Source organism: Streptomyces yunnanensis (assembly GCF_029011865.1).
Lineage (GTDB): Bacteria > Actinomycetota > Actinomycetes > Streptomycetales > Streptomycetaceae > Streptomyces > Streptomyces yunnanensis.
On sequence record NZ_CP095749.1, the window covers coordinates 5,540,963 to 5,554,156 of the forward strand.

9 protein-coding genes and 2 pseudogenes are annotated in these 13,194 nt (G+C 72.8%); 3 read left to right on the forward strand and 8 right to left on the reverse strand.

The features are described 5' to 3' along the window. Positions 1-14 precede the first annotated feature (14 nt). From MOV08_RS24220 to MOV08_RS24235, 4 genes and pseudogenes are all read right to left on the reverse strand, one after another. A complete protein-coding gene (locus MOV08_RS24220; protein ID WP_275308809.1) occupies positions 15-1,538 on the reverse strand; it encodes a sodium:solute symporter family protein in 1,524 nt (507 codons plus the stop codon). Between the two features lie 286 nt (positions 1,539-1,824). Beyond that, a pseudogene (locus MOV08_RS24225) lies at positions 1,825-2,267 on the reverse strand (SDR family oxidoreductase). A 131-nt stretch (positions 2,268-2,398) separates the two neighbouring features. Continuing rightward, entirely contained in the window at positions 2,399-3,004 is a 606-nt protein-coding gene (locus MOV08_RS24230; RefSeq protein WP_052286849.1) for a DUF2690 domain-containing protein, read from the reverse strand. A gap of 144 nt (positions 3,005-3,148) precedes the next feature. Then, positions 3,149-4,372 carry an aminotransferase-like domain-containing protein gene (locus tag MOV08_RS24235; protein ID WP_275308810.1) on the reverse strand — a complete coding sequence of 408 codons (1,224 nt, stop codon included), beginning with the start codon at positions 4,370-4,372 and terminating at the stop codon, positions 3,149-3,151. A 174-nt stretch (positions 4,373-4,546) separates the two neighbouring features. On the opposite strand from MOV08_RS24235, the pseudogene MOV08_RS24240 reads away from it, so the two are divergent. Beyond that, positions 4,547-4,984, forward strand: a pseudogene (locus MOV08_RS24240) (hypothetical protein). Positions 4,985-5,132: 148 nt separating this feature from the next. On the opposite strand, the gene MOV08_RS24245 reads toward MOV08_RS24240, so the two are convergent. From MOV08_RS24245 to MOV08_RS24255, 3 genes are all read right to left on the reverse strand, one after another. Next, positions 5,133-5,339, reverse strand: coding sequence for a DUF397 domain-containing protein (locus MOV08_RS24245; protein WP_039635546.1), 207 nt, complete (start codon positions 5,337-5,339; stop codon positions 5,133-5,135). A 226-nt stretch (positions 5,340-5,565) separates the two neighbouring features. Next, positions 5,566-6,432 (reverse strand): helix-turn-helix domain-containing protein, encoded by an 867-nt coding sequence (locus tag MOV08_RS24250; RefSeq protein ID WP_039635548.1) that lies wholly within the window; start codon positions 6,430-6,432, stop codon positions 5,566-5,568. Positions 6,433-6,734: 302 nt separating this feature from the next. Continuing rightward, positions 6,735-7,499, reverse strand: a complete 765-nt coding sequence (locus tag MOV08_RS24255) for a GOLPH3/VPS74 family protein (RefSeq protein WP_275308811.1) — start codon at positions 7,497-7,499, stop codon at positions 6,735-6,737. 262 nt (positions 7,500-7,761) lie between these two features. On the opposite strand from MOV08_RS24255, the gene MOV08_RS24260 reads away from it, so the two are divergent. Together MOV08_RS24260 and MOV08_RS24265 are read left to right on the forward strand one after the other, a co-directional pair. Next, a complete protein-coding gene (locus tag MOV08_RS24260) occupies positions 7,762-10,509 on the forward strand; it encodes a D-alanyl-D-alanine carboxypeptidase family protein (RefSeq protein ID WP_275308812.1) in 2,748 nt (915 codons plus the stop codon). Between the two features lie 297 nt (positions 10,510-10,806). Further along, positions 10,807-12,255 (forward strand): glycosyltransferase family 39 protein, encoded by a 1,449-nt coding sequence (locus tag MOV08_RS24265; RefSeq protein WP_039635554.1) that lies wholly within the window; start codon positions 10,807-10,809, stop codon positions 12,253-12,255. A 43-nt stretch (positions 12,256-12,298) separates the two neighbouring features. On the opposite strand, the gene MOV08_RS24270 is transcribed toward MOV08_RS24265, so the two are convergent. Continuing rightward, positions 12,299-13,141: an ArsR/SmtB family transcription factor gene (locus tag MOV08_RS24270; RefSeq protein ID WP_275308813.1), complete on the reverse strand. Its 843-nt coding sequence runs from the start codon at positions 13,139-13,141 to the stop codon at positions 12,299-12,301. Positions 13,142-13,194 lie beyond the last annotated feature (53 nt).

Genomic DNA, 13,194 nt, shown 5'->3' on the forward strand with positions numbered 1-13,194 from the left:
GGCGGCCCCGCCCGTCACCGCCCGCCGGGCACCGCCGTCTCCCGGGCCGCCTCCGCCCCCTCGTCCCCGTCGTTGATCCGGGCCAGCAGCGCGTCCCGCTCGGCGCTCGGCTCCGGCCGCACCAGACCGAGCACGCAGAACAGCACCAGCGAGGTCGCCACCGGCGCCGCGATCCGGATCTGCAGCGGGACGTCGGCCAGCCCGTAGTCGGTCAGCCAGAAGACGAACAGGCCGGCCGCCCAGGACACCAGCGCCGCCACCGGCCCCGACCTGCGGAACGCCGGCACCATCCCCAGCAGGAACGGGATGGACACCGGCCCGACCAGCCCGGCCACCCACGTGATGACGACGGAGATGATGCCCTTGAACGCCGGCGAGTCCACCTGCGTGGCGATCGCCATCGACAGCGCCAGGAAACACACCGTCGACAGCCGCGCCGCCAGCAGCCCGGCCCGATGCGGCCACGCCCGGGCCCGGGCCGACACCGCCGGCGCGATGTCCCGGGTGAAGACCGCGGCGACGGCATTGGCGTCCGAGGAGCACATGGCCATCGTGTGCGAGAAGAACCCGACCACGACGAGCCCCAACAGACCGTGCGGCAACAGCCGTTCGGCCAGCAGCGCATAGGCGTCCGAGGCGTCCGGCCGCCCGCTCGCCACCAGGAGCGGCGCCGCCCACATCGGGAAGAAGAGGACGGCCGGCCAGACCAGCCACAGCCCCGCCGACAGCAGCGCCGACCGGCGCGCCGACCGGGCGTCGCGGGTGGCCATGTAGCGCTGGGCCTGGTTCCACATCCCGCCGCTGTACTCGAAGGTCTTGATGAAGAGGTAGGCCAGCAGGAAGGTCACGGTGTACGGGCCGGCGGTCGGCTGGGCGTGCCCGTCCGGCAGGCGGTCCCAGACCGTCCACAGCCCGCTGACGCCGCCCAGCGCGCGCACCACCGTCACTAGCATGGCGACCCCGGCCAGCAGCTGGATGACGAACTGCCCGAGCTCGGTCAGGGCGTCCGCCCACAGCCCGCCGACCGTGCAGTAGCCACCGGTGATCGCCCCCGTGACAAGGATGCCCTGGTCGAGCGGGATGCCGGTGAAGACCGACAACAGGGTCGCGATCGCCGCCCACTTGGCCCCCACGTCCACGATCTTCAGCAGCACGCCCGACCAGGCCAGCGCCTGCTGCGCGCGCAGGTCGTAGCGGCTCTTGAGGTACTCCAGCGGCGAGGCGACCCCGAGCCGGGACCGCAGGCGGTTGAGCCGGCCGGCGAACAGACGGGCCCCGATGGCGATCCCGACGGCGATCGGGAAGGACCACGTCACGTAGGAGGTGATGCCGTACTGGTAGGCGATGCCCGCGTAACCGGTGAACATCACCGCGCTGTAGCCGGACATGTGGTGCGAGACGCCGGACAGCCACCACGGCATCCGGCCCCCGGCGGTGAAGAAGTCGCCGACGTCCGAGACCCGCCGGTGCGACCACACCCCGATCGCGACCATCACACCGAAGTAGCCGATGAGCACGGCCCAGTCGAGACTGTTCATGCCCCCTCCAGGGGTCCGCCTTGTGAACGATCCAGATGTGGAATCACTTCGCCGTGCTGCGGTCCTGCGGTGCCAAGTACCCACTCGGCAACGGGAAACTCCCGGGATTGAACCGTTCGGCTGGCACGCCGGTCATGCATATGAACACAGGTCACTGGGACGAACTTCGGCCCGGGCTCTCCCGTTCTCGCGGAGGGCGTGGGACGGCGCGGCGGACAAGCGAAAACGGCCGTACGGATACGGGACCCGTACGGCCGGTGCGCCGGACCGCGCCGCCGCTCGCCCGCTACCGCATCAGCTCGCCCGCGTTCACCGGCAGCGACTGCCCCGTGATGGCCCGCGCCCGGTCCGAGGCGAGGAAGACCGCCGCCTCCGCCACGTCCGCGTCCGTCGCCAGCTCCGGCAGCGCCATCCGCCCGGTGAGCCGCCCCAGCACCTCGGCCTCCGGCACCCCCTCGGTCCGCGCCGTGTGCCGGACGTACTCGGCCACCGGCGGGCCCCACATCCAGCCACCAGCGCCGCGCACTGCGCCTCGTCGGCGATGTCGGTCACCCGCCAGGCCGTCCGCTCGCCCGAGGCGTCGATCCGGCCCGCCGTCGCCACGAGGTTCGCCGCCGTGCGCGCGCCGAGCACCACCCGCGCGCCGTCCCGTGCGCAGGCCGCCGCGACCTGGTGCCCCAGCCCGGCACCGACGCCGGAGACGATGACGGTCCTGTCGCGCAGCAGCATGCGGCACCCTCCTGCCGTCCGGGCCCACCAAAATCTGACGAAGTGTCAGATCGGTGCCGCGGGTGGTCACGGTAGGCGCGGCGGACGAGGAAGGGAAGGCCGGCGCACACAGGGGGCGCCGGCCCCGCGCCTCACTCCCAGGGCGACGCCTCGGTCGCCTCGAAGCAGTACTTGACCCACGAGCGCGAGCGGTTGGGGTTGGTCGTGGGCACCGCGCAGAACCGCACCCGGAAGGTGTCGCCCACCGACGTCATCGGCGTGAACACATCGTGGTTGGAGGCGATGAAGGCGCTGCGGGACGAACCGCCCGTCACGCTCACCGTCACCGAGTCCCCGACCGTCCCCGCCACGATCCGCGCCCAGACGGCACCGCAGCGCTTGCTGTACCGCAGGTGCAGGCGGACCGGGTTGCCCACCGCCGGCTCGAAGGTCGCCGCCTCCACCCCGCACCCGGTGGACTGCGGGTCCTTGCCCTCGCAGCCCGCCCCCGGGCAACGGGGCGGCGGGTCCTGGTAGAGCTTGGGCAGCTGGTCGACGGCGAACGTGGCGAGCGCGCCCACGACGGAGGTCGCCACGCCCACCACCAGGGCGTGCCGGGCGTGCGCGCGCAGCCAGCGCCCGGCGTCGCGCAGCCGCCAGCCGACGTCGCGCAGCCGGGCCCGCAGACGCCGGGGGAGAGAGGGGGACGGGGGAGTCGGGGGATCCGCCGGATCCCGCACATCGGGGCCACTGGTCATCCGGCCTCCTGGGAGGTCCCTGGTCCATGTGCCCGCGGGGCGCGCCCCGGGACAGATGCCGTGGACCTTCCAGTGTCCGGCAGGGCCGGGCCCGAGGGAAGCGGAATTTCCGCCGCGGACGGGCCCGTTGGGCAGCCGTCCGGCCTACCCGGCCCGCCGCGCCGCCGCGATCCCCGCACGCAGCCGCTGCAGCCCCTCGCCGATCTCCGCCGGCCCATGGGTCACGAACGACAGCCGGATCGCCGCCGGGTCCGGCCGCCCGGCGAAGAACGGCGCCCCCGGCACGTACGCCACGTCGTGCCGCACCACCTCCGGCAGCAGCGCGGTCGCGTCGTACCCCGCCGGCAGCGTCGCCCACACGAACATCCCGCCCGCCGGGCGGTTCCAGCGCGACCCCTCGGGGAGCGCCGCGGACAGCCCGGCCAGCAGGGCGTCCCGCCGCTCCCGGTAGGCGCCGCGGACCCGCGCCAGGTGCGCGTCCAGGTCGCAGGCCGTCAAGTACCGTGCAGCGGCCGCCTGGTCGACGGTCGAGGTATGCAGGTCGGCGGCCTGCTTGGCGATGACGCAGGCCCGCCGCAACCCGGCCGGCGCCCGCAGCGTGCCCAGCCGCAGCCCCGGCGCCATCACCTTGGAGAACGAGCCCAGCAGCACCGTCCGGTCCTCGGCCCCGGGGAACGACGCGACCCAGCGCTGCGGCTCCCCCTCGAAGCGCAGCTCGCCGTACGGGTCGTCCTCGGCGATCCACAGCCCGCGCCGGGCGGCGACCTCGGCGACCGCGGCCCGCCGCTCCGCGCTCAGCGTGCGCCCGGTGGGGTTCTGGAACGTCGGGATGACGTAGAGCAGTTTGGGGTTCTCGCGGGCGGCGATCTCGTCCAGCGCCGCCGGGTCCAGCCCCTCGTCGTCGGTCGGCACCGCCACCACCCGGGCGCCCGCGAGGGAGAAGATCTGCAGCGCCGCCAGATAGCAGGGGTCCTCGACCAGTACCACGTCGCCCGGCTCCAACAGCGCCGTGGCCAGCAGCGTCAGCCCCTGCTGGGAGCCGGTGGTGATCAGCAGGTCGTCGGCGTCGGTGGCCAGCCCGCGGGCCGTGGTGCGCGCCGCGACGGCCGCCCGCAGCTCCGGGTCGCCCTCACTGGTGGAGTACTGCAGGACCCGCTGCGGCGCCTGCGCCAGCACCTCCCGGAAGGCCGCGGATATCCCCTCGGCGTCGAAGAGTTCGGGCGCCGGCAGCCCACCGGCGAACGAGATCACCTCGGGCCGGGCGGTCAGCGCCAGGATGTCGCGTACGGGCGAGCTGCCGGTCCGGGCCGCCCGCGCGGCGAGCGCGGGGACGGGTGCGGAGGCAAGGGGTGGGGCCTGGTCCGACATGGCAGCTCCAATCGCTCGTGCGCTGCGTTAACCATCGTTAGCTGCAGACGCCAGGCAGCTTAAACACTTTTCGGCCAGCCGTGCAGGGTTGTTCGCATACTGGGCCGCCCTTCCGGGATCCGCCCCGCCCTCGCCCTCCCCTCCTGACGCCACGTCAGAAGTGAGCTGTCCGTCATGACGACCGACGCGCCCCACCCCGAGCGGGAAGCCGGACCCCCGCACACCATCGCCGTCACCCCCACCGCCGACGAACTCGCCGCCTACGCCGCCCTGCCCACCACCGGCCCCTACGGCGTCCGCCCCGGCCACGCGCTGATCACCATGGTCGAGCCGCATCCCGGCCACGAGCACGCCGACAACCGCTGGTACGAGGACGACCACTTCATCGCCGGCGCGATGGCCATGCCCCGGATCTTCGCCGGCCCCCGCTGTCCGGCGACCGGATGCCCTACGTCAAGCAGGTCGAGGGCGTCGACACCCGGCTGACCCTGCTGTGGTTCCTGGAGGAGGACCCGCGCCGCGTCTGGATGGGGGTACCTCCCATTCGAGCTGGTGGCCCCCTTCATCCCGACCATCCCCGGTACGGACCGCTACGTAGCCGAACTCCGCTGAGCGGCGCAGCCGATGACCGCCCGCGGTGGTCCCCGGCATCCGTCGTCGTGCGGACATGGCCGAGCCCCCTCGGCCGGGACGGCGATCCAGTCGAGAGGGCTCGTATCCGCGCTGGTGTCACACGGACGGTAGTCGGTGACGCCTCAGATCAGGACAGGTCGAACGCGCCCGTGGCGACGTCCGACACGAAGCTGCTCCAGGAGGAGTTGTCGAACGTCAGGCGCACGCCCTCGGGGTCCTTGGAGTCGCGCACCGCGATGGCCGCAGAGGTCGGCACGGCGATCTCCACGCAGGCGTTGGCACCGGAGTACGAGGACTTGGTCCAGGAGAACGCGGAATTGGGCTGAACGGCCATGGTGACTTCACCTTACTCTGAGTTACCGCGGATTCGGTGAGAACGACGCTACGCGCCAACATCACCGGCCGCAGAGGGTCGTTCACTCGTCCGAATGGCGTATTCCGCGATCTCTTTTCAGGCGCGGTGGCTCAGGTGTACCGTGCGGCCTCGTTCATCGGAATTCAACATTCCGCGCCGTCTGTGCCGTCTGTGCCATCCGCACCGGCATCCCGAGCCCTCGTCCTCAACTCATGGCGTCCGCATGCCGTTTCGCGGCCTCGGCGATGAACTCGCGGCTCGCTTCCGCGCTCAATGCCTGCGCCCGCAGATGCTCGTACATGATGGTGTATTTGTGCACATCGTTGGTTTTCTCCAGATAGAGATCGCTGGTGACCCCCTCGATGTAGACCACGCTGGAATCCGCGGCGTCGTCGAACTCCAGGATCGAGAACGTCCCCGACATCCCGGCGTGCGCACCGGCGCCATAGGGCAACACCTGCACCGTCACATGCGGCAGCTTGCTCAGCTCGGCGAGGTGCTCCAGCTGCTCGCGCATGATCAGGTGGCTGCCGACCACCCGGCGCAGTGCACTCTCGTCCAGCACGACCCACAGGCGCAGCGGACGCTCCCCGTCCTGGACCCGCTCCTGGCGGCGCATCCGCACCTGGATGCGCTTGTCCAGATCCTCCGACGCCAGCTCCGGGATGGTGCCGGGAATCACCGCCTCGGCGTAGCCGGGCGTCTGGAGCAGACCGGGCACCAGCAGGGATTCGTACGTCCGCAGCGACGCGGCCTCGGTCTCCAGGCCGATGTAGACGCTGTACGGAATGTCGCCGAAGGCATGCCACCAGCCCTGCTGGCGCGAATCCTTGGCCATCTGCATCAGCGAATCCACTATCCGGCGGTCCTCGACCTCGTAGACCCCGCACAGGTCGCGGACGTCGCGCTGGCTGATGCTGCGGCGGCCGTTCTCCAGTCGGCTGATCTTCGACTGGGAGACCAGCAGCCGCTCGGCCACCTGCTCCGCCGTCAGGCCCTTGTCCTCCCGGAGCCTGCGCAGCTCCTGGCCCAATCGACGGCGCCTGACGGTCGGGTTGACGTTGGACGCCACGGTACGCGCACCTCCGGCTCCGCACTGCTGTCATTTCCTCTTGAGCAGACTGCCACTTTCCGTGGACACCGCGCAGTCAAATGAACACAGAAGGCGAGCGCACATGCGCACGGGGTGGCGGGCCGAGCCGTCGTCCGAACGGCTCGGCCCGCCACCCCGCGCCTCTTACTGCGGCTCCCGAACGGGTCCGGGAAGGGGTGGTGCGTGGCGCTGGCGGGTGCACCCGGATGTGCGGGGCGCGGCCCTGGTGGTGCGGTGGTGCGCGACGGCATCCGGTCCGCGTGTTGCGGTACCGGTGGCCTTCAGTGGGCGCCGACCCGGGCCATGCTGCCGTGCCCGTGTCGCCGCGACTGGCCGGGTACGCCGGCCGCGTCGGTCGTCGAACGGGCCGTCTTGCGGGCCCCCGGGCTGTTGCCCGGTGCCGAGCCCCGCCGCGGCTGCGCCGCGACGCCGTTCTGCACGTCCATGACGGCGTGTGCGACCAGCCCGCCCATCGGGTCGTGGCGGATCAGATCCCGGAGCCGGGAGCGCGATGACCGCCCCTCGTTCCCGGGGTAGAGGTGCTTGCCGAGGCCGACCGCGTGGGCCAGTGCGGCGAGCGCCGCGGTCCGCGGGTCCGGTGGGACGCCGGTGCGGATCGCGTTGTCGAGCCGGGCCCTGATCTCCCGGCTGATGGCCGTCTCCGTCGCCTGGTAGCGCGTCGTCGGCAGTACCCCGCACATCTGGCCGGCCACGGCATGCACCATGCCGCACCGTTCGAGATGGGTGAGGTACGTCTGGCGCAGCCCCAGTCGGGGCCCGCCGATCCAGTGGACCGCGCGCACCGGACTGCCGCGACGGCGCAGCAGTTCGAGCGCGGAGTCCAGAGTCGGATCTCCTGTCGGCCGTGCCATCACCACGGCGATACGATCCCCGTCTGGGGCTATCCGTCCTGCCAGGGCCAGCTCTACTAGCTGGGCCCCGGCCAGGCCGAGGTCGAGCGACTGCGGCTGCGCTGTGGTGCCCGTGGCCGGGTCCAAAGCCAGCAGCAGAAGCTCCTCCGGAATTGTTCTGCGGCTCCTGCCCATCCAAGCCTCCCCGCGTGGATGAATGACAGGGTGACCCCTCTCACATTCATCTGTCGAGGGTGCCTGGGGGGTTCGGTAGGGAACCGGTAGGTATGTCGTTCTCGTCTAGCGGGTCGGCGACGTCTTCCGAGAGGCGCGGCCGGGACCGGTTCGCGTGGCAGTGGGAAGCGGCAGTTCGGACACAGGACACTTGGGAACACTGGTTCCGTTCGGTACCAGCTGGCACCAGGCAGGGCAGTGCGACGTAGTGAAGGAGACATCGGTGGCGGGCGAGTCCCCCGACAAGTCGGACAAGAAGTCGGGCAAGGAGCAGTCGTCGGGGGAGACGGCGCGCACCGAACGGGACCCGCGGCTGGCGGTCCTCCGCGAGGAGCGGGGGGAACGGGACGGCGCGGGGGAGTCCGGGAAGAACTCAGGCAAGGACTCCGGGAAGAGTTCGGCGAAGAGCTCCGGTAAGGGCTCCGAGAAGGCTTCCGAGGAGAGTTCTGCGGAGGATGCCGGGAAGGGTTCCGAGAAGGGCGCCGAGGGGGCGTCGAAGGAGGCTTCCGGCGAGCGGGCGTCCGGCGAGGCCGACGGGGCCAAGGTCGCGAAGGAGCCCGTGAAGGCGCCTGAGGCGGCCCAGGAGGCCGCGAAGGGCAGTGCCGAGGGTCAAGGGCAGGCCAAGGACGGCGAAGGCCGTCTGCGGGCCGACGCGCCGGCGGACGCGAAGGCCGGGGCGGCCGACGGGGCGAAGGCCGCGGTGAAGGAGTCCGGGAAGGGCTCCGAGGGGGGCTCCGGGAAGGGCTCAGCGGAGGGCTCGTCGGCTGCGGGTGCCTCCGACGCTGACGGCGCCTCCGACGTCGACAAGGCTTCCGACGACAAGGCCGTCGATCAGGCGACTGCCGTCTTCAAGACGGTCACGCCGAAGAAGGCCGACGCGAAGAAGGCCGAGGCCGAGAAGTCTGGCGCGAAGACGGCGAAGGTGGGCGACGCGAAGGGCGCCGCTAAGGGCGACGCGGAGAAGGGCGCGGGCGCCGAGGAGACGCCGGCCGATGACGCGACGCGGGTGTTTGCCGTAGCGAAGGTCAAGAAGCCGGCGGAGTCCGGCGAGGGATCCGCGGAGGGCCCCGTCGACCAGGCCACCGCCGTCTTCAAGCTCGGCAAGGACGCCGCTGCCAAGGACGTCGACGCGAAGGCGAAGGACGTTCCCAAGGGCAAGGACGCCGCGAAGGATGCCGCGAAGGGCGTTGCCGACGCCGATGAGCGGGACGCCGAGCGGACCAGCCAGTTCGTGGCGCTGAAGTCGGCGGACGACGGCTCGGCGGGGCGGTCGATCGGCAAGACCGCGCCCAAGGCCCCGCTGGGCAAGCCCGGCGGCACCCCGGGCGCGGACCCGAAGGACCAGAAGAAGGACCCGAAGGACCAGGACCAGAAGAAGGGGCCGGCGCAGGACGGGGGAGCGGCGGACGGCGCCGCCAAGGGCGAGGCGCCGGGCAGCGCGCCGGCGAAGGCCCCCGAGAAGGCCGCCGGGAAGGCTCCCGAAAAGGCCGCTGAGAAGGCTGGCGAGAAGGCTGCCGAGAAGGCCGCGGGCAGGGCGCCCGGTGCGATGCCGGCCGCCGCGCCGGCCGCGTCCGACCGGAAGCCCGACGCCGGTGCCTCCGACGCGCCCGGCACGTCCGCGGCCGAGGTCGAGTCCGAGCGGACCCGCCAGCAGCCGCTGCCGCCGCTCGACCTGCTGGCGAAGCTCACCAACACCCCGCCGCCGCCCGAGACCACGCTGCGCACCGTCGTCCGGCGGTTCAAGATCTGGACGCCGCTGGCGGTGCTGCTGGTGGTCGTCTTCGCGGTCGTCCAGGCGGTGCGGCCGCTGCCCGGCCCGACGCTGACCGTGGGCGACGCCAAGTCGTCGTACACCTTCGAGGGCGGCACGCTCTCGATCCCGTGGCCCGACAAGGGGCAGGCGGCCGTGAAGGTCGTCGGGTCCGGCTCCGTGGGGACGTTCGGCGAGGAGAAGCCCGTTCCGACCGCGAGCGTCGCCAAGATCATGACGGCCTATGTGATCCTCCGGGACCACCCCCTGAAGGACAAGAACGACAAGGGCCCGCAGATCAAGGTCGACGCCAAGGCGGTGGAGCAGGGCAACTCCGAGCACGAGTCGCGCATCGAGGGCCTCACGGCGGGCATGGAGTTCAGCGAGCAGGACATGCTCAAGATGCTGATGATCCCGTCCGGCAACAACATCGCCCGGCTGCTGGCCCGTTGGGACAGCAACTCCGACTCCGAGGCCGCGTTCGTCAAGAAGATGAACGACGCCGCCAAGGAACTCGGCATGAAGAACACCACCTACACCGACCCCAGCGGCCTGGACTCCAAGACCGTCAGCACCGCGGTCGACCAGCTCAAGCTGGCCGAGGCGGTCATGAAGTTCGACGCCTTCCGGCCGATAGTCGCCATGCCCAACGCCGACATCCCGGGGCTGCCGAAGCGGATCAACAACAACAACGACCGTCTGATCCTGGCCGGGCTGAGCGTCAAGGGCATCAAGACCGGCTCCAGCTCGGCGGCCGGCGGCACGCTGTCGTGGGCGGCGTACAAGACGGTCGACGGCAAGGACCGGCTGATCCTGGGCACGATGATGGACCAGCACTTCACGGGCCTGGACCCTGACGGCAGCAACAGCCTGAGGATGGTCCAGGACAACAGCAAGAAGGTGATCCAGGCGGTGCGCGATGCCCTGACCTCGGCCACCGCGGTGAAGAAGGGCCAGGTCGTCGGCTATGTGGACGACGGCCTGGGCGGCCAGACCCCGGTCGTGGCCACCAAGGACCTGACGGCGATCGGCGTCCCCGGTCAGAAGCTGGGGCTGCAGGTCGACGCCGGCGGCAAGACCGTCCCGCACGAGGCCAAGGCCGGGACCGTGGTCGGCGAGCTGATCGTCGGCACCGGGGCGGAGGCCCAGCGGGTGCCGGTGGCCCTCCAGAAGGACCTGGTCGAACCCACCTTCGGGGCGAAGCTGACGCGACTGGGCTGAGAAGACGGCATGACGGCCGGACCGCCGGGAGGATGGCTAGCATCCCTCCGGCGGTCCGGCCGTTTCGCCTGTTCGCCCGGCGGCCGTCCGGCCGCGCTGCCCCCGAGGTGACCGGAGCCCGCCATCGACGCGTCGCAAGCGCCGCAGCCGCACCAGCCGTCGCAGCCGCACCCGGCGCACCGGGCATTACCGTCGTCCGCCGGAGCCGGGGCGGCCCTCGCGTTCCCGCCGCACCCCTCCGCTGCCGCCGCCGGGTTCCTCGCCGCCGCCCGCCCGGCTCGGGCCGCGCGGAGCGCGGTGGTGCTGGGGCCCGCGGGGCTGATGCTGTTCCTGGGCGCATGGGGGATCCGCCGCCAGGACGCCGTCTGGCGGGACGAGGCGGTCACCTACGACATGGCGCACCGCGGCCTGCCCGACCTGGGGGCGACGCTGCTGCACGTCGACTGCGTGCACGGCCTGTACTACGCGCTGATGCACTGCTGGTTCGCCGTCTACGACGTCACCCTCGGCGACGCCCTCGGCGCGGTGATCGGCCTGCGGTTGCCGTCCGTCGTGGCCATGACCGCCGCCGCGGCCGGGGTGGCCCTGCTCGGGCAGCGCCTGGTCGGCCGGCGCGCCGGGCTGTGCGCGGGGCTGACCTTCGCGCTGATCCCGGTCGTCCAGCAGTACGCGCAGGAGGGCCGCTCGTACGCGGCGGTCTGCGCGCTGGTCGTCTGGGCGTCGTACCTGCTGGTCCTGGCCGTGTCCCGGCCGTGCCGCGCGCGGTGGCTGGGCTACACCGGGCTGATGCTGTGCGCCTGTCTGCTGCACGAGTTCGCGGCACTGGCGCTGCCCGCGCACGGCGCCGCCGTGGTCCTGGCCCGGCTGCCCCGCCGCGACCGGCGGTCCTGGACGTGCGCCGCCGGCGCCGTCCTGGTGCTGCTCGCCCCGGTCGCCGTCTTCAGCACCCGCCAGTCGGCGCAGATCAGCTGGCTCATGTGGCCGGACCCGGTGCAGCTCCTCACCTTCGCCCTGCTCGCCGCGCTCGGCGCGCTCTGCGCCCGCGTCCCGGTGTGCTCCCGCGGCCCGATCGGCCTGCGCGCCCTCGGCCTCCCGCTGCTGCTCCTCCCCACGGCCCTGCTGCTGCTCCTGTCGAACGTCGAGCCCGCCTACGTGGACCGCTACGTCCTCTACTACGTCGTCGGCTTCGCGCTGCTCGCCGGCGCCGCGCTGGCCCGACTGCTGCGGCCGGCCGGCGCGGCGGGCGGGACCCGCGGCCGGCGGCTGCGGTGGCCGGCCGCGGTGGCGTTGGCGCTGGCCGCGCTGCTGCCCGTGGACGTCCACCTGCGCAGCCCGGACAGCCGGGAGGACGACGTGACCGCGATCGCGCAGGCCGTCCGCCGGATGTCCGAGCCGGGCGACGGGCTGCTCTTCACGCCGTCCCGCCGCCGGATCTGGCGCGCGACTCGGCCGCACGACTTCCGGGGACTGCGCGATCTGGCCCTGGAGCGGAGCCCGGTGGCGTCCCACAGCCTCTACGGGACGGAGGTGTCGGGCGACGAGATCCGCGACCGGATGCTGACCAGTCGTCGGATCGTGGTCGCCGGCGATCCGGCCGGGCAGCCGCTCGACACCAGCGACCAGGAGCTGGCCAAACGGGCCACGCTGCGCTCGGCGTTCGCGGTCTGCCGCAGCGCGGCGGTGCCCGGGGCGCGGATCACCCTCTACGCGCGGGTGGGCCACCCCGGGGGCGGGGACCGCTGCTGAGCCCGCGGGCCCCGGCCGGCCCGGCCGCGGGAGTCGCCACCCGTCACGCCAGCCCCGCCGCCTCCTCGTCGAGCCCCAGCAGCTCCCGCAGCGCGGTCGTGCCCTCCGGGGTGAGGCGGACCGCCCGCCCGGTCCCGATCCGGCGGATCCAGCGCCGCTCCAGCAGCCGTTCGCACAGCCGCGCGCCGGCCGTGCCGGCGAGGTGCTGACGGCGCTCGGTCCAGTCCAGGCAGCCCCGGGCCTGCGGGCGGCGGCCGGCGTGCAGCGCGTCGGACGGGATCCCCAGTGCGCCCTCGAACCACTCCCGGCCGGTGTCGGTGAGCGCGAAACCGCCGTCCTGGTCCAGCAGGCCGCGCACGGTCATGGCGTCGGTGAGGGCGACGCCGAGCCGCCCGGCCAGGTGGTCGTAACAGGTGCGGCCGCGGGCCAGCGCCGCAGAGGCGGTGGCCGCCCGCAGCCCGCGCGGTGCCGTTGCCGGCGGGTCGAGGTGGGCGGTCACCGACTCCAGCAGCTCGGCGACGCGCGGCCCGGCGAGCTGGACGTAGCGGTGCCGGCCCTGCCGCCGCTCGACGAGCAGCCCGCCGTCGATCAGCCGGGACAGGTGCTCGCTGGCCGTCGAGGGCGCCACCCGCGCGTAGGCGGCGAGTTCGCCGGCCGTCCAGGCCCGCCCGTCGAGCAGCGCCAGGCAGAACGCGGCCCGGGTGCGGTCCGCCAGCAGCGCGGCCAACCGGGACAGTTCATGGCTGTGGTCGGGGGCCGCCGGGGGGCCCGGTCGCGCCGACGCCGTCCCGGCCGCCGCCTGCCGCCCGGGATCCCACCCCCGGGGCTCCGCACGTTCCGGTGCGGCGGCCGGTGCCCGTTCCGATGTCCGCTTCGGCGACGTCATGGCTCCATTGTCCGCCGCGACACTTCGGCCACCACCGATACGTCATCGCTCTA

Excerpts from the sequence above, each read along its gene's own strand:
- MOV08_RS24270 (WP_275308813.1), bottom strand. The coding sequence starts at position 13,141 with ATGACGTCGCCGAAGCGGACATCGGAACGGGCACCGGCCGCCGCACCG.
- MOV08_RS24235 (WP_275308810.1), bottom strand. The coding sequence starts at position 4,372 with ATGTCGGACCAGGCCCCACCCCTTGCCTCCGCACCCGTCCCCGCGCTC.
- MOV08_RS24230 (WP_052286849.1), bottom strand. The coding sequence starts at position 3,004 with ATGACCAGTGGCCCCGATGTGCGGGATCCGGCGGATCCCCCGACTCCC.
- MOV08_RS24245 (WP_039635546.1), bottom strand. The coding sequence starts at position 5,339 with ATGGCCGTTCAGCCCAATTCCGCGTTCTCCTGGACCAAGTCCTCGTAC.
- MOV08_RS24255 (WP_275308811.1), bottom strand. The coding sequence starts at position 7,499 with ATGGGCAGGAGCCGCAGAACAATTCCGGAGGAGCTTCTGCTGCTGGCT.
- MOV08_RS24220 (WP_275308809.1), bottom strand. The coding sequence starts at position 1,538 with ATGAACAGTCTCGACTGGGCCGTGCTCATCGGCTACTTCGGTGTGATG.